This is a genomic window from Pseudomonas mosselii, assembly GCF_005796105.1.
Lineage (GTDB): Bacteria > Pseudomonadota > Gammaproteobacteria > Pseudomonadales > Pseudomonadaceae > Aquipseudomonas > Aquipseudomonas mosselii_C.
In genome coordinates this window covers 1,040,947-1,055,372 of record NZ_VAUO01000001.1, presented here as the reverse complement: position 1 = coordinate 1,055,372, position 14,426 = coordinate 1,040,947, and the positions used below count along the sequence as shown (strand labels likewise).

The window sequence follows — 14,426 nt, the reverse complement described above, 5'->3', positions numbered from 1 at the left end:
AAGCCACTTCAAGCAAGGACTACATCATGAGCAAAACCGTCGAGTTCTTCTTCGACCTGGGCAGCCCCGCCAGTTATCTGGCCTGGACCCAGCTTCCGGCGCTCTGCGCCCGTTGCGATGCGCAACTGCTGTACCGCCCGATGCTGCTGGGCGGGGTGTTCCAGGCCACCGGCAATGCATCACCGGCGATGGTCCCGGCCAAGGGGCGCTACATGTTCGTCGACCTCGCACGCTTTGCCGAGCGCTACGCTGTGCCGTTTGGCCTGCCAGCGGGGTTCCCGCTCAATACGCTGCACCTGATGCGCGCGGTGATAGGCACCCAGCTGCATGAGCCGACGCGTTTCGAGGCGCTACTCAAAGTGCTGTTCGAGGGGCTTTGGGTGCACAAACGTAACCTGTCCGATCCGGCGGTACTGGACCGAACGCTGGCCGAAGGCGGCTTCGACGCTGCGTCGCTGCATGACCTGGCCGCCCGCCCCGAGGTCAAGCACGCCCTCAAGCACGCCACTGAGCAGGCGGTGGAACGCGGCGTGTTCGGGGCGCCGACGTGTTTCGTCGGTAATCAGATGTTCTTCGGCCAGGACCGGCTAGATTTCGTCGAGCAGGCCCTGGCCGGTTAGCGCCCGCTCGATCTGGCGGCGTTCCCAAAGGCTCAAGTGGTCCACCGGGTTGGTGCCGTAGCGTGGCCAGTCGGCCTGGCTCGCCTGGCACCCGTCGGGGCGGGTGGCCTCGGTACAACTGGCCAGGCCTTCGTCATCGATCAGCAGGACGAGCTGCCAGCCGCCGATATGCACTTGCCAGATGCCGCCCGGCATTTGGGCAAGCACCTGCAACGGCGCGACGCCCAAGGCGGCGTCACGCAATTGCTGGTAGGTTTCGCGGCTGCTGATGCCTGGCATGGCCGATCAGAAGTTCGCCGGGGTGTTGGCGCTGATGATCTCGGCTTCGTCGGGGCCGATGTTCTTGAAACTGTGCGGCAGGGTGGTGGGGATGTAGTAGCCGTCGCCCGCATTAAGAATGCTGACTTGGCCATCGACCCACAGTTCCATGGTGCCACGGGTGACCAGGCCGCACTCTTCACCTACCGAGTGCACGATCGGCTCGCCGGAGTCCGCGCCAGGCGCATACAGCTCGCGCAGCATACGCATCTGCCGACCTTCGACGCTGGCGCCGACCAGCAGCATGCGCAGGCCATTGCGGCCCAGGTCCGGCTGCTCAGCGCCACGGAACACATAGCGCTCTTCACGCACCGGCTCGTCGAAGCTGAAGAACTCCGCCAGCGACATCGGAATGCCTTCGAGCAGCTTTTTCAGCGAACTGACCGACGGGCTGACGCGATTCTGCTCGATCTGCGAGATGGTCGAGTTGGTCAGGCCGCTGCGGCGGGCCAGTTCCCGTTGCGAGAGGTTGTTGCGTTCACGCACCAGTTTGAGTCGTGTCCCGGTGTCCATAGCCGCCTTGTTTGCAGAGGTGTCAAAAATAATGGGCGACGCATTAAAACACACTCTGCACGCCTTGCGCCCCTGTGCGTCAATGACGCCGGTCAGGCGGCGCCGGCCACAGCCCCAGCACTAGCAACAGGGCGGCCACGGCCATGAACGGCAGGCGTGGGTCGAGGGCGTACATCAGGGTGCCGGCCAGTGGCCCGATCACCGCGCCCAGGCCTTGGGCCGCGCTGACCGAACCTGCGGTGGCGCCCTGTTCATGGGCGTGCATGGCGTTGGCGGCCAGCGCCGAGAATGCCGGGAACACGAAACCCATGCCAAACGCCGCGACAGCGAAAGCGGCCCATAGCCATGCCGCACTGGCGGCCAGCGAGGCGCAGGCAAAGCCCAGCGCGGACACGCAAGCACCGACCCGGATCATCTTCAGCGGCGGCCATTGGAGTCGGCGCAGCAGCACCTGGGCCAGGATCAACGCGCCACCCACGGTGGTCAGCGCGATACCGGCAGCTTGTGCGGCCTCGGCGGCGGGCAGTTGCAGGCGGTCGAGGGCGAAGAAACCCACCACGATCTGCGACACGGTCACGCTGAGCATGGCGCTGAAGGCTACCAACAGCGGTCGACGTAGACGCGGATCGCGCAGACGTACCGGGCTGGGTTCATGGCGCTGGGGCAGCGGTTGTGGTTTTAGCGTGAGCAGCAGCACCACGAATGCTGTGGCCGGCAGCACTGATAAGACATAGAACGGCAAGCTCAGGCTGTAGCGCGCCAACAGCGCCGCCAGTGCCGGGCCCAGCACCATGCCGACGGCGTTGGCTGCTCCCAGCGACGCCATGGCCCGGGCGCGCTGTCGTGGCTCGATATGGTCAGCGATCAGTGCGTTGCCGGCCACCGGCAGTGCCGCATAGAAGGCGCCGATCAACCCACGGCTGAGCATCAGGCCGACGAACGCCACGCTCGCCCCTGGCAACCAGCGCAGGGCGCCGTCGATGAACAGGCACAAGAGCCAATAGGCCAGGGCGTATCCTGCGCTGCCGAGCAGCAACACCCGGCGCCGCCCCAGGCGATCGGCCAGGCGTCCCCAGGGCCGCGCCAGCAGCACCCACACCACCCCGGCCACGGTGACCGCCGCCCCGGCTTGCCAGGTGGCCATGCCCAGCAGGCGCGCGATCGGGCCGATCAGCGCGACGAAGGCCATCATCGACAGCGTGCAGGCCATGTTGACCAGCAACAGTGGCCGCAGGTCCAGGGTGCTGTGCGGGGTGAAGGTGGCAGGGTCCTGTGCAACGTTCATGGGCAGTCCAGGCAGTTGGGCGAAAGCGCCTCGAGGCTGGCAATAGTGACAGTTATCGGGGCTTTGCGCCTGGGCGGATTCACCCTCGGCGCTGCAACGGGCCTGGCCACATGCTGCGCATCACCGCGTCACGCCGTACCAGTGCATGCGTCAAGGCAGCACCCACGTGCGCTAGCACCGTGGCGAACAGCACATACCCGGCCCAACCGTGCGCCTGGCGCAGCACAGCGTACAACTGTAGGTCGTGCGGCGCGATGGCCGGGAGTTGGAGTGGGCGAGGGTAGCCACCGGCCGAGAGCATCGCCCAGCCCAGCAATGGCATGCCCAGCATCAGCAGGTACAGCAGCAGGTGCGAGGCCGCTGCGATCCGCCGTTGTGCGCTTGGCAGCTCGCGGGGCAGCGCTGGGTGGCGCAGCGTCAGGCGCAGGACGATGCGTAAGACCACCAGGGCCAGCAAGGCAAGGCCGGTGGCCTTGTGCAGTTCGATCAGCAGTGTGTGGCGGGGCGACAGGTCGCCGACCATGCTTACGCCGATGAACAGCATGCCCAGGATCAGCACAGCCATCAGCCAGTGCAGCAGCCGGGCCAGAGGGTGAAAAGCGGTGACGCTCATGGTTGGGCTCCTTCCAGGGCTTCATGGCTGCGACGGTTGAATGACACGGAATAGGCGGCCGAACGGGCGGCGAGGATCGGGTCGGCAGACGGTTCGATGCCGTGGGGCAGGATCAACGGGTCGAAGTTCAGGTCACGGCACGCGCCTTGCTCGGGGGCGTCCACCTGCTGCAACACCAAGGTCCCGGCATCGATTGTGCGCCGCTCGGTGGGCCAAGGGCGGGCCGGGTCGTCCACCGCATCGCCAGGTTCGGCGAGGGTCAGGCGCAGGGTCCAGCGTAGCGGCCCTTGATCCAGGCGTTGCTTGAGGTCGTGTTGCAGGTACAGCGTATCGTTCACTTGGGCGGGCAATGCCACGAAGGGGGCCTGCGGCAGCAGTGCCCAACGCACCGGCTGAGCGTGGCCCTTGGCATCGATCAGCTTGAAGGCGTTGATGCTGTGGTACGCCGTGCTGGCGAAGCTGTCGCTGGCTTGGTAGCCCGCCGCCCACTGGCGAAACGCCGCGCTTTCGGGGTGTGCGGCGAAGAACGCCTGTATCTTGCCGGGGTCCGGCTTGCCGGTGCTTGGGTCCGGGGTGCTGGCCAGTACCTGGTCATAAAAGCCTTGCACGGTGCTGACTGCCAGCACCGGTGGGGTATTCATGCCGGTGCGCCAGACCTGCCCGTCGTCGGTGCTCAGTTGGATCGCCAAGCTGCGCACGGGCACGGCGGTGTCGGCAGCGAAGGGATTGGCGCCGCCGATGGCGAAGCGGCCGATCACCGGCACTTGCTGCTGGCTGAAGACCCGCGCGCTGGAGAGCTTCGCCGCCTGGCCGCTGGCTTGGAAATAACCGCTGACGCACAGGCCCTTGGCGTGGTTCTTGCGATAGCCAGGGTGCTTGCCGGCCTGGGCTTCGAAGGTATCGATGATGCGCTGTGGGGTGAGCGTGGGGGTGCCGATCCAGCCTGCCGCGTAGGCAAAACCTGCGCCCAGGGCTGCGAGCGTGGTGCCGATGGCGGCCAGGCGTAGGGCCTTGGCCGGGCCGTTCAAAGGAGTGTTCATCAGGCCATCCGTTAACGTGCAAATGAGCTGGTACGACGCAAGGGCGGCGGATTTATTCCCAAGTGGTGGAATAGATTTCGCACCAGCGCGTCTGTCTCTTACACTGACTGCCCACTGGGGTCTGAGCATGCAGGAACTGGACGATCAACACTGGCGCGAACTGCTGCAAAGGCTACGCCGTTTCGCCGTGTGGCTGAGCCGTGATGCGGGCGCTGCCGACGACCTGGTGCAGGCCACTGTCGAACGCGCCCTGGGCCGCTGGGGCCAGCAGCGCGATAGCGAGAGCCTGCGCCCATGGCTGTTCACTATTCTTTATCGGCTGTACCTGGACGGCAAACGCCGCGAGCGCCTGCACGCGCGCTGGCTGAACTGGTTCGGTCGGGCCCAGGCTGAAGAGCCTTGCGGCGCCGACACCGAAAGCATCGTTATGGCTCAGGCTGACTTGCAGGCCTTCGCGCGCCTGTCGGCCGAGCAGCGTGCGCTACTGCTGCTGGTCAGCGTCGAGGGCCTGAGCTACAAGGAGGCCGCCGACGCCCTGGGCATTCCCATCGGCACCGTGATGTCGCGTCTGTCGCGTGCGCGGGCCGCCTTGCGCGAACTGACCGAAGGCCGCCCCTCATCTACGGCCCTGCGGAGACTCAAATGACCCCCCAGACCCCCACCGAATACGAACTGCATGCCTTCGTCGATGATCGACTTGAGCCGCTGCGCCGGGCGCAAGTCGAGGCCTGGCTTGCCGCCAATCCACAGCAGGCGGCGCAGCTTGAGGCTTGGCGCAATGATGCGCGGCGCTTGCGCGCGGCCCTGGCCGGGTTTGCCGAGCAACCCAGCGACCCGGCTTTGGACCTGGCGCCATTGCGTCGGCGCCTGCGCCAGCGGCGTCAGCGGCGCCTGGCGACGGCCGCCGTGCTGCTATTGGCGGTGGGCGTGGGCGGGCTGGGCGGTTGGCAGGCCCGCGAGGTGACCTTGGTCGCCCGCGAACTGCCCATGGCCGACGCGGTCCAGGCGCACCGGCTGTTCGCCGACGCCCGCGCACTGGATATCCAGGCCAATGACCCTGCGCGCCTGCAAGCCTGGCTGGGCCGGCATTTCAATCGCGTGGGACGTCTGCCTGACCTGACCGGCTATGGCTTGCAGCCGGTGGGTGCTCGGTTGCTGAGCAACGAAGCGGGGCCGGCGGCCCTGCTGGTGTTCGAGGATCGCGACGGGCAGCGGGTGAGCCTGTTCTTGCGCTCGCCCGGCGAGCGTTTCGAGCGCATGCCAAGCGGGCAGCGCACCGATGGCCAGTTGGAGGCGCGCTATTGGTCGCATGGCGACTACAACTTCGCCTTAGTCAGTGCGGCGCACGACCAGCGGGGAGAGTCGTTGCGTCAGGCATTGAACCTCAGCCTTTGACTGCGAGCGGCAGGTGCCCAAGGAAAAATGGTCGCTGACGGACGTGTTGTGGTCTGGGAAAGACCTGTCGTGCCTGTAGGCGTCCAGATGTCTGGATCGCGCCATTGGCGATGCAGGAATGTGACTACGTTGATGGCCTGACAGCGCCAGGTCTGCATGCACACGCAGGTCTTGCGCATCGACGTCCCGCCATCCTATGGCGGACCTGCATCAAGAAGAAGGACGAACTGAACATGGCTCGCAATATTTTCTTCTGCATCGATTCCCATGCCTGTGGCAACCCTGTGCGCGTAGTTGCCGGTGGCGGCCCGCTGCTGCCCAACGTACCGATGGCCGAAAAGCGCCTGTTGTTCATCGAGAAGCACGATTGGGTGCGCCGGGCGCTGATGTTCGAGCCGCGCGGCCATGACGTCATGTCCGGCTCGATTCTGTATCCGCCGTTTCGCGATGACTGCGATGTGGGAGTGCTGTTCATCGAGGTCAGTGGCTGCCTCCCGATGTGCGGCGCCGGCACCGTGGGCACTGTGACCGTGGCCCTTGAGGAGGGCCTGGTGGTGCCGCGCGAGGAGGGTCGCCTGGCCTTGGAAACCCCGGCCGGTCGAGTGGATATCGAGTACCAGCGCAAGGGCGCCTTTGTCGAGCAGGTGCGGCTATTCAACGTCAACAGCTATCTGCACGCCCGCGACATCGTGATCGACGTGCCGCAGATCGGTCCGCTGAGCGTGGACTTGGCCTATGGCGGCAATTACTACCTCATCGTCGAGCCGCAACCGAACTACCCCGGCCTGGATGCCTTGAAGGCTGACGACCTGGTGCGCATGAGCCGTTTGTTGCGCGAGGCCGCGCAGCAGGTGCTGCACCCGGTTCATCCTGAGGACTCACGCATTGCCGGAGTAGAGCACGTGATGTGGTGCGACCAGCCCAAGACCCCAGGGGCGACGGCGCGTAACGCGGTGTTCTACGGTGAAAAGGCCATCGACCGTTCGCCCGGCGGGACCGGGTCCTCGGCCCGCGTGGCGCAGTTGGTGGCGCGCGGGCGCCTTCAGGTGGGCGAGACGTTCATCCACGAAAGCATCACCGGCACCACGTTTGACTGCCGAGCCGAAGCGCTGGCTCAAGTCGGGCAGTACCCCGCAGTGCGTCCGAGTGTGGCTGGGTGGGCGCGGGTGATCGGTTACAACACGATCATCGTCGATGATCGCGATCCACTGGCGCATGGGTTCCAGATCGCCTGAGGTTGGCATTGACCGTTTCCGACCGGACGTGATCTGCTCGGTAACGCACGCCCCCTTCAAAGGAAACTGAAGACCCATGTCCGAGTACAAACTGCATTGCTTCGCCGAATCTGGCAACGCCTACAAAGTCGCGCTGATGCTGGAACTCACTGGCCAATCCTGGCAGCCGGTGTTCGTGGACTTCTTCAATGGTCAAACCCGTGAGCAAGCCTGGCGCGACGAGGTCAACGAGCAGGGCGAAGTGCCGGTGCTGGAGCACGCGGGTGAACGCCTGACCCAGTCGGCGTTGATTCTGGAGTACCTGGCCGAGCGCAGCGGCCAGTTCGGCCCGCGTGATGAGGCCGAGAAGCGAGACATCTGGCGTTGGATGCTGTTCGATAACCACAAGTTCACCGCCTACTACGCGGCGTTGCGGTTCATCTATTGCCTGACCCATTCCGGTGAAACCGATGTCACGAAGTTCCTGCGCGGTCGGGCCACGGCGGCATACCGGATCGTCGATGCGCACCTGGCCAAGACCCCGTTCATGGTCGGCGGCCGCTTGACCATCGCCGACCTGTCGTTGGCTGGCTATGTATTCATGCCGGAGGACACCGGCATCGACCTGAGCGAGTTCGTCCACATTGAGGCGTGGAAGGCGCGGATCCAGGCGCTGCCGGGCTGGAAGCATCCGTATGAGCTGATGCCGCGCGTGGCCGGGTAAGGGCGTCGGCGGCAGCTTGCAAATTACGCCGCGTGGCCAGCAGGCTTGGGTCTAGAGGTGTTGCAGCCGCCGATAGGCATTCGGCGTCTGCCCGCTGAGCCTTTTGAAGAACCGCGCGAAGTACGTTGGGTCGCTGAAGCCCAGGCTATCGGACAGCTGCCCGATGCTCATGCGCGTGTACGCCAGGTTGCGCCGTGCCTCTAGTAACAGCCGCTGGTGAATCACCTGCAACGCAGTCTGCCCTGCCAGCGCACGGCATAGCTGGTTGAGTTGCAGGCTGGTCACCCCCAGTCGCGCCGCGAACACCTCCACCGCCAGGTGCTCGCGGTAATGCGCCTCCACCAGGCGCAGGTATTGCCCGAGCAACTGACGGTCGCGCTCGCTGCGGGTGCGTGGGGGCAGGGCATGCTGCTGGCGGCTGATCCACACCATCAATGCCGTGACCAATGCTTGCAGCAGCGCCGAGCGCGCCGGGGCATTGCCTTGGAATTCGCGCTGGAGACTGTCGATCAATGTATGCAGGTGCCGCCGGTCGCGGCCCAGTGCATAGCAGCCGGGCGCGGTCAGCACGCTCAGCGGTGCGCCCAGGCGCTGCTCAAGCTCGGCGACCAACGCGGTGCCGAAGGACAGCACGTGGCCTTGGATATCGGCGCTGAAGCGAAAACCATGCACGGTCAGTGGCGGTACGACTTGGATCGCTGCTGTGTGAATGGTGCTGCGTACCCCTTCAATCTCCACCTGCGCTTCACCGCCCTGAACGTACAGCAGTTGGAACAGTTCGGCATGTCGGTGCGGCTTGATCTCCCAGTGGTGCAGGCGGCTGCGCGCGGGGATCGACTCGCAATGCAGCAGGTCGGTACCGGGCCAGGCGTGGTTTTCGCCGTACAACTGAAATTGCGCAATGCCGGGGAGGGGGCTGGACATGAGGGTGCGCCTTGTCCGGTAATCGAACGTTTTTTCTAAAAGTGCAGTTTTTCTAGCGGATAGCACACTTTTTCGGCCTGGATGGACCGTAAAAATGCACAAGCGAACCGTAACAGCACACAGAGAAAACAACAATGAAGACTCAGGTTGCAATCATCGGCGCAGGTCCCTCCGGCCTGTTGCTCGGTCAACTGCTGCACAAGGCGGGTATCGATACGTTGATCGTCGAACGCCAGACCCCCGACTACGTGCTTGGGCGTATCCGGGCCGGGGTACTGGAACAAGGCACCGTGGCGTTGCTACGCGAGGCCGGTGTGGCTGAGCGCATGGAGCGTGAAGGCTTGGTACACGAGGGGGTGGAGCTGCTGATGGGCGGTCACCGCCAGCGTCTGGACCTCAAAGCCCTGACCGGTGGCAAGACGGTGATGGTGTATGGCCAGACCGAGGTCACCCGCGACCTGATGCAGGCCCGCCGTGAGTGTGGTGCACCGATCATCTACTCCGCCAGCGATGTCCAGCCGCATGCAATCGACAGCCCGCATCCTTACCTCACCTTCGAGAAGGACGGCAAGCAACACCGCGTCGATTGCGACTACATCGCCGGCTGCGACGGTTTCCATGGCGTCGCCCGGCAAAGCATCCCGGCGGGCGTGCTCAAGACCTACGAACGGGTCTACCCGTTTGGCTGGCTGGGGCTGTTGGCGGACACTCCGCCGGTCAATCATGAACTGATCTACGCCCAGCATGAGCGCGGCTTCGCCCTGTGCAGCCAGCGCTCGCAGACACGCAGCCGCTACTACCTGCAAGTACCGCTGGGCGAACAGGTGCAGGACTGGCCGGACACGCGCTTCTGGGACGAACTCAAGGCGCGCCTGCCCGAAGACCTCGCCGAACGACTGGTCACCGGCCCGGCACTGGAAAAGAGCATCGCCCCGTTGCGCAGCCTGGTGGTGGAGCCGATGCAGCACGGGCGCCTGTTCCTGGTCGGCGACGCCGCCCATATCGTGCCGCCCACGGGAGCCAAGGGGCTGAACCTGGCTGCATCCGACGTGAACTATCTGTACCGGATCCTGGTGAAGGTGTACCGCGAAGGGCGCACTGACCTGTTGGCCGAGTATTCACCCATGGCCCTGCGTCGGGTGTGGAAAGGCGAGCGTTTCAGCTGGTTCATGACGCACCTTCTGCATGACTTCGGCGCGCATCAGGACGCCTGGGACAGCAAGATGCAGGAGGCCGACCGGGCGTATTACCTGGGCTCGCAGGCCGGGCTCGTGAACATTGCCGAAAACTACGTGGGGTTGCCGTTCGAGACGGTGCAGTAGGCCCTGCGCACTTGCCGCTGTGGAACGCCTGCGCCCGCCGTCAACCGCGGCTGGGCGCTGGCACGATGCGGTTGAGCACGGTACTGCCGTCCTTGCTGCGGGTCAGATAGACCGGCAGCACCTTGGGCAGCGTGTCGACGAGCCGGGCCACTTCGCGGGTGTTGTAGATGCCGCTTATGCGAATCCGCGCGGTACTGTCGTCGGCCAGTAGCAGCGGCTTGTCGAGGTAGCGGTTGATCACCGGCAAGGCCTGGCGCAGGCTCAGGTTGTCCAGCACCAGCTTGCCGCTGCGCCAGGCCAGGGCATTGGCGTAGTCGTCGCTCTGGGCCAGGTGCGGCTCGAAGTCACCCTTGTCGTAGCTGACCTGCATGCCTGGGCCCAGACGGTAGCCACCGTTGTTGCCGTCATTGCTGACCAACACCGAGCCCTCGATCAGGGTCACCTTGACATGGTCCTGGTACTTCCACACGTTGAACTCGGTGCCGGTGACTCGCGTCTGGCCGTTGCCGGCATGCACGATGAACGGATGGCTGCTGTCGTGGGTGACTTTGAAGAAGGCTTCGCCCTTGACCAGGGTGACCCGGCGCTCATCTTTGTAGTTCAGGTAGCGCAGCTCGGTGTGCAGGTTCAGGTCGACGCGACTGCCATCGCTCAGTTGTACCTGTTGCAGTTGGTCGCCCGTCTCGAAGTGCTGGTAGCTGTTGGGTAGCCAGCCTTGCTCCCAGCCGATCCAGCCGGCCACGGGCAGGACGAGCAGTGCAATCGCCGCTGCTGAGGCGAATGGCCGCCAGTGACGCGCCACAGGTTGGCGGCGCTGGGGCTTGAGTTCGACAACCGGGTGCGGGCGTGGCAACAGGTCGGCGGTCTCCCAAATCTCCAGCATGGCCTGGTATTCCTCGGCATGTCGCGGGTCAGCCGCCAGCCATTGGCCAAACGCCTCTCGCTCCAGCTCACTGCAATCGTCGGCGTGCAGGCGCATGCACCAATGCGCAGCGGCATCGGTGATGGCATCGTCTTGGCTGGGGATGAGGCGGTCCTGGTTCATTGGGGCTCCCGGTTTTGCGGCATTCTACCTCCGGGAAGGGGGGCGCGAGAACGGATTAATGGCGAATGACTATCAATTGTATGAAAAACCTTGCAGATGCGGATGGCTCTTATTGACGCAGGGCCTATGGACCCTACCGCAAAGGGGCCGGGCACCGCGTTGCGATCGTGAGCACACGAGTGTCCTGGGGGCAGGCAGCCAAGGCATCGGCGAAAGCGAATCGCCTATTTGCCAGACAGGGTACTAGCTGTGTGGCACCGCCGATCCCGTATTGCCCGCAAATTGCGCTTTCAAGTGGCCCTGGTCGTCGAGTAGCCAGGCATCCATCACCTCCCGCACCACCGGACCGGCCACGCGTCCGCCGGCCTCGCCGTTCTCGATCATTACTGCCACGACCATCGCCGGGTGATCGGCGGGGGCGAAGCCGACGAACAGGGCATTGTCGCGGTGACGCTCAAGGGTCTTGTTACGGTCGTAGCGCTCCCCCTGCTTGATCGCGACCACTTGCGCCGTGCCGCTCTTGCCCGCAATGCGATACTGCGCGCCCGCTGCGGCGGCACGGGCGATACCGCGCGGGTCGTGCATGACCATCTGCATACCCTGGCTGACCTGATCCCAGGCGCGTTTGTCGTGCAGCACGATGTCGGGCATTGGATGAGGATCGACCGGCGTCTGGTCGCCGACGCGTGTTGCCAGGTGCGGGCGGTGCCAAACGCCTTTGCTGGCAAGCAGGCTGGTGGCTTGGGCCAGTTGCAGCGGGGTGACCTGCATGTAGCCTTGGCCGATGCCGAGGATCAACGTCTCGCCGGGGAACCAGGCCTGACGCCGAGTGGCGCGCTTCCAGGCCTGCGAGGGCATCAACCCAGGCGCCTCTTCGAACATATCCAGCGAAACCTTCTGCCCCAGGCCGAACTCGGCCATGTAGTCGTGCAGGCGGTCGATGCCGAGCTTATGGGCCAGGTCGTAGAAATAGGTGTCGTTGGAGCGCATGATGGCGGTGTACATGTCCACCCAGCCGTCGCCGCTGCGGTTCCAGTTGCGGTACTTGTGGTCATAGTTGGGCAGCTCGTAGTAGCCGGGGTCGAACACCCGGCTGCCGGGGGTGATCACGCCGCTGTCCAGGCCGGCGATGGCCACCTCGGGCTTGACCGTCGAGCCCGGTGCGTAAAGCCCACGCAGCACGCGGTTGAACAATGGCCGGTCGAGCGAGTCGCGCAGCGCGGCGTATTGCTTGTAGCTGATGCCCTTGACGAACAGGTTGGGATCGAAGCTCGGGTTGCTGACCATCGCCAGCACGTCACCGTTGGACGGGTCCAGTACCACGACCGCGCCGCGCCGGTCGCCCAGGGCTTTTTCCGCGGCCTGTTGCAGGTGCGCATCCAGGCTAAGGACGATGTCTTTGCCCGGTATCGGGTCGTGGTGGCGCAGCACGCGCATCACCCGACCTTGGGCATTGGTCTCGACTTCTTCATAGCCCACATGGCCGTGCAGTTCGTTTTCGTAGAAGCGCTCGATACCGGTCTTGCCGATCGACTCGGTACCACGGTACTCGGTGCTGTCGAGGGTCTTGGCTTCCTTTTCGTTGATGCGCCCCACGTAACCCACCGAATGGGCGAAGTGTTCGGCCAGCGGGTATTGGCGGATGAACTGCGGCTCGACCTCAAGCCCTGGCAGGCGGAATTGGTTCACCGCGATCAGGGCAATCTGCTCTTCGCTGAGCCCGACCATCACCGTGACCGGCTCGAACGGTTTGCGCCCACGGCGCAAGTCCTTGTCGAACTGGTGGCGGTCATCTTCGGACAGGCCGAGGATCTGCGTGAGGGTGTCGAGTACCTTGGCCGTGTCGCCGGCCCGCTCACGGGTCATGGTGAGGTTGAAGCTGGGCTTGTTGTCGGCCAGCACCACGCCGTTACGGTCGTAGATCAGGCCGCGCTCCGGCGCGATGGGCAGTACGTGCACGCGGTTGTTTTCCGACACCGCGCTCTGTTGATCATGCTGCAACACCTGCAGCACGTAGAGTCGGCCGACCAGTACGGCCACCAGTCCCATTACCAGTGCGGCGCAGGCCAGCAACCGGCGGTTGACCAGGCTCTTTTCCGTTTCGTGGTCCTTGAGGGGAATGGGTTGTGGCATCGGTGGCTCGGCGAGATCAGGCGTGGGGGGGGGCCGCGCTGGCAACGTCGGCCAGGCTGCGCATGCAGTCGCGTGGTAAGCCCGCTCCCACAGAAGCTGGCAAGGGTCGCGGATGCTACGCAAGCCCTGGCCATGTCTCAAGACGCTGGCGCCCGGCCAGTGGGCGCCAGCGGCGATGCGCCGCGCGATCAGGGCGCTACGGCCAAAATGAAGATTCGTTCATCTGGCCGTGGGCCTGGCTTATTTGCAGTTACCCGCTTTGCGATAGCCCGCCGCCTGCGCCTGGGCTTCGGATTCGAACGCTACTTGGTTCTTGGCTGAAACCTGGCTGTAGCCAGGGCAGCCGCTGGCCAGGTGATAGACCTGGCTGTTGCGGTTGCCCAGCACGGCGCCCTGGCTGGCATTGGGGGCGGTGGAGGGCTTGCGCGGGGCGCTGGCGAGCGTGGCACTGGCGCCGGCCGGTTTGTAGCCCATGATCCAGGTGCGCTCACCGGTGACGAACGGGTTGTGGTGGCCCATTACAGCAGCGATGCGCTGGTCGCGCTGCCGTTCCCAGGCGCTCACCGGGTATTGTTTGTTCCACGCCATCAGCACCTGCTGTTGCTGGCGCGACATGCTCAGTTGGTAGCGGTCGAACATGTAGAACGTAGTGCGCGCCACCAGGCCCTTGACCGCGTCGCGCGGCTCGGCGGTCTTTTGCACGAAGTCGATCTTGGTCGTGCACTGGCCGTATTGCTGGGTATTGCCGCTGACCATGCCGTAGTTGAAGTTGCTGCGGTCGCCATTGACCTCGCCCACGGCTGGGTAGAGGTTGAACAGGTCGGCTTCCATGGCGCGGAAGGTTGGGTCGTTGTCGACACAGGCTTCACGCCCGCCGTTCTGCCAGCATTGGCGCTGGTGCCCGAAGGTCCAGGCCGGGACGATGTGCTCCCACTCGGTGCGCTCGGCACGGGTTTGTTGCTTGCGCGCCTGCAGGCCGCAAGAGGCTGGGTCGATTCGCCCGCCGGACTTGCCTACCCAGGTCCATTTGCAACCGCAGTACAGGTCACCCTGCGCGCTGCTGGCTTGGTCGAGGTAGATCTTCTGCTTGGCGACGACCTTGGCTTCGGTGAAGGTCGCCGGGGGACTGGCGAAGGCACTGGGGAGGAGGGTGAAGAATAACGATGCCGCATACAACAGTGTTTTCATGAGGCGTAGATCAGTGTCGGAAAAAGCCGCGATTATACGCAGGAAAATCCGACTACAGGACGCGTGCTAGAAGGGTTTGGATACTGGCGCGA

The 14,426-nt window shown here is 64.7% G+C and carries 15 protein-coding genes; 6 read left to right on the top strand and 9 right to left on the bottom strand.

Annotation, left to right across the window (positions count from 1 at the left end):
* Positions 1–26 precede the first annotated feature (26 nt).
* Positions 27–620 carry a 2-hydroxychromene-2-carboxylate isomerase gene (locus FEM01_RS04625; RefSeq protein WP_138218093.1) on the top strand — a complete coding sequence of 198 codons (594 nt, stop codon included), beginning with the start codon at positions 27–29 and terminating at the stop codon, positions 618–620.
* On the opposite strand, the gene FEM01_RS04620 is transcribed toward FEM01_RS04625, so the two are convergent.
* From FEM01_RS04620 to FEM01_RS04600, 5 genes are all read right to left on the bottom strand, one after another.
* A complete protein-coding gene (locus FEM01_RS04620) occupies positions 588–899 on the bottom strand; it encodes a DUF7693 family protein (RefSeq protein WP_138218092.1) in 312 nt (103 codons plus the stop codon). The two genes, FEM01_RS04625 and FEM01_RS04620, sit on opposite strands and share 33 nt — an antisense overlap.
* Positions 900–905: 6 nt before the next feature.
* Complete coding sequence (locus FEM01_RS04615) at positions 906–1,451, bottom strand: cupin domain-containing protein (protein ID WP_138218091.1); 546 nt, start codon at positions 1,449–1,451, stop codon at positions 906–908.
* 79 nt (positions 1,452–1,530) lie between these two features.
* Positions 1,531–2,736, bottom strand: a complete 1,206-nt coding sequence (locus FEM01_RS04610; RefSeq protein WP_138218090.1) for an MFS transporter — start codon at positions 2,734–2,736, stop codon at positions 1,531–1,533.
* A 79-nt stretch (positions 2,737–2,815) separates the two neighbouring features.
* A complete protein-coding gene (locus FEM01_RS04605; protein ID WP_138218089.1) occupies positions 2,816–3,349 on the bottom strand; it encodes a cytochrome b in 534 nt (177 codons plus the stop codon).
* Complete coding sequence (locus FEM01_RS04600) at positions 3,346–4,389, bottom strand: catalase family peroxidase (protein WP_138218088.1); 1,044 nt, start codon at positions 4,387–4,389, stop codon at positions 3,346–3,348. Before FEM01_RS04600 ends, FEM01_RS04605 begins: the two co-directional genes overlap by 4 nt.
* Before the next feature lie 127 nt (positions 4,390–4,516).
* Here FEM01_RS04600 and FEM01_RS04595 point away from each other — a divergent pair, with 127 nt between their 5' ends.
* The 4 genes from FEM01_RS04595 (at position 4,517) to FEM01_RS04580 (ending at position 7,722) form a co-directional block, all read left to right on the top strand.
* Positions 4,517–5,035: a sigma-70 family RNA polymerase sigma factor gene (locus tag FEM01_RS04595; protein ID WP_138218087.1), complete on the top strand. Its 519-nt coding sequence runs from the start codon at positions 4,517–4,519 to the stop codon at positions 5,033–5,035.
* Entirely contained in the window at positions 5,032–5,784 is a 753-nt protein-coding gene (locus FEM01_RS04590; RefSeq protein WP_138218086.1) for an anti-sigma factor family protein, read from the top strand. Before FEM01_RS04595 ends, FEM01_RS04590 begins: the two co-directional genes overlap by 4 nt.
* Before the next feature lie 233 nt (positions 5,785–6,017).
* Positions 6,018–7,019 (top strand): 4-hydroxyproline epimerase, encoded by a 1,002-nt coding sequence (locus tag FEM01_RS04585; RefSeq protein ID WP_138218085.1) that lies wholly within the window; start codon positions 6,018–6,020, stop codon positions 7,017–7,019.
* 76 nt (positions 7,020–7,095) lie between these two features.
* The gene (locus FEM01_RS04580) at positions 7,096–7,722 is read left to right on the top strand and encodes a glutathione S-transferase family protein (RefSeq protein WP_138218084.1); all 627 of its coding nucleotides are present in this window, start codon (positions 7,096–7,098) and stop codon (positions 7,720–7,722) included.
* Between the two features lie 51 nt (positions 7,723–7,773).
* Here the strand turns inward: FEM01_RS04580 and FEM01_RS04575 are convergent, their stop codons facing one another.
* Positions 7,774–8,646: a helix-turn-helix domain-containing protein gene (locus FEM01_RS04575; protein ID WP_138218083.1), complete on the bottom strand. Its 873-nt coding sequence runs from the start codon at positions 8,644–8,646 to the stop codon at positions 7,774–7,776.
* Positions 8,647–8,780: 134 nt separating this feature from the next.
* Between FEM01_RS04575 and pobA the strand changes: the two genes are divergently transcribed.
* A complete protein-coding gene (gene pobA, locus FEM01_RS04570; RefSeq protein ID WP_138218082.1) occupies positions 8,781–9,968 on the top strand; it encodes a 4-hydroxybenzoate 3-monooxygenase in 1,188 nt (395 codons plus the stop codon).
* A gap of 40 nt (positions 9,969–10,008) precedes the next feature.
* Here pobA and FEM01_RS04565 read toward each other — a convergent pair whose 3' ends face one another.
* The 3 genes from FEM01_RS04565 to FEM01_RS04555 all read right to left on the bottom strand — a co-directional run bounded on the left by FEM01_RS04565 (position 10,009) and on the right by FEM01_RS04555 (position 14,334).
* Positions 10,009–11,013, bottom strand: coding sequence for a FecR family protein (locus FEM01_RS04565; protein ID WP_138218081.1), 1,005 nt, complete (start codon positions 11,011–11,013; stop codon positions 10,009–10,011).
* A gap of 243 nt (positions 11,014–11,256) precedes the next feature.
* Positions 11,257–13,146: a penicillin-binding protein 2 gene (mrdA, locus tag FEM01_RS04560; RefSeq protein ID WP_138218080.1), complete on the bottom strand. Its 1,890-nt coding sequence runs from the start codon at positions 13,144–13,146 to the stop codon at positions 11,257–11,259.
* Positions 13,147–13,386: 240 nt separating this feature from the next.
* The gene (locus FEM01_RS04555) at positions 13,387–14,334 is read right to left on the bottom strand and encodes an endonuclease (RefSeq protein WP_138218079.1); all 948 of its coding nucleotides are present in this window, start codon (positions 14,332–14,334) and stop codon (positions 13,387–13,389) included.
* Between the last annotated feature and the right edge of the window lie 92 nt (positions 14,335–14,426).

Bases quoted from the DNA above. Each gene is read 5' to 3' on its own strand.
- FEM01_RS04625 (WP_138218093.1), top strand. From the start codon at position 27: ATGAGCAAAACCGTCGAGTTCTTCTTCGACCTGGGCAGCCCCGCCAGT.
- FEM01_RS04620 (WP_138218092.1), bottom strand. From the start codon at position 899: ATGCCAGGCATCAGCAGCCGCGAAACCTACCAGCAATTGCGTGACGCC.
- FEM01_RS04615 (WP_138218091.1), bottom strand. From the start codon at position 1,451: ATGGACACCGGGACACGACTCAAACTGGTGCGTGAACGCAACAACCTC.
- FEM01_RS04610 (WP_138218090.1), bottom strand. From the start codon at position 2,736: ATGAACGTTGCACAGGACCCTGCCACCTTCACCCCGCACAGCACCCTG.
- FEM01_RS04605 (WP_138218089.1), bottom strand. From the start codon at position 3,349: ATGAGCGTCACCGCTTTTCACCCTCTGGCCCGGCTGCTGCACTGGCTG.
- FEM01_RS04600 (WP_138218088.1), bottom strand. From the start codon at position 4,389: ATGAACACTCCTTTGAACGGCCCGGCCAAGGCCCTACGCCTGGCCGCC.
- FEM01_RS04595 (WP_138218087.1), top strand. From the start codon at position 4,517: ATGCAGGAACTGGACGATCAACACTGGCGCGAACTGCTGCAAAGGCTA.
- FEM01_RS04590 (WP_138218086.1), top strand. From the start codon at position 5,032: ATGACCCCCCAGACCCCCACCGAATACGAACTGCATGCCTTCGTCGAT.
- FEM01_RS04585 (WP_138218085.1), top strand. From the start codon at position 6,018: ATGGCTCGCAATATTTTCTTCTGCATCGATTCCCATGCCTGTGGCAAC.
- FEM01_RS04580 (WP_138218084.1), top strand. From the start codon at position 7,096: ATGTCCGAGTACAAACTGCATTGCTTCGCCGAATCTGGCAACGCCTAC.
- FEM01_RS04575 (WP_138218083.1), bottom strand. From the start codon at position 8,646: ATGTCCAGCCCCCTCCCCGGCATTGCGCAATTTCAGTTGTACGGCGAA.
- pobA (WP_138218082.1), top strand. From the start codon at position 8,781: ATGAAGACTCAGGTTGCAATCATCGGCGCAGGTCCCTCCGGCCTGTTG.
- FEM01_RS04565 (WP_138218081.1), bottom strand. From the start codon at position 11,013: ATGAACCAGGACCGCCTCATCCCCAGCCAAGACGATGCCATCACCGAT.
- mrdA (WP_138218080.1), bottom strand. From the start codon at position 13,146: ATGCCACAACCCATTCCCCTCAAGGACCACGAAACGGAAAAGAGCCTG.
- FEM01_RS04555 (WP_138218079.1), bottom strand. From the start codon at position 14,334: ATGAAAACACTGTTGTATGCGGCATCGTTATTCTTCACCCTCCTCCCC.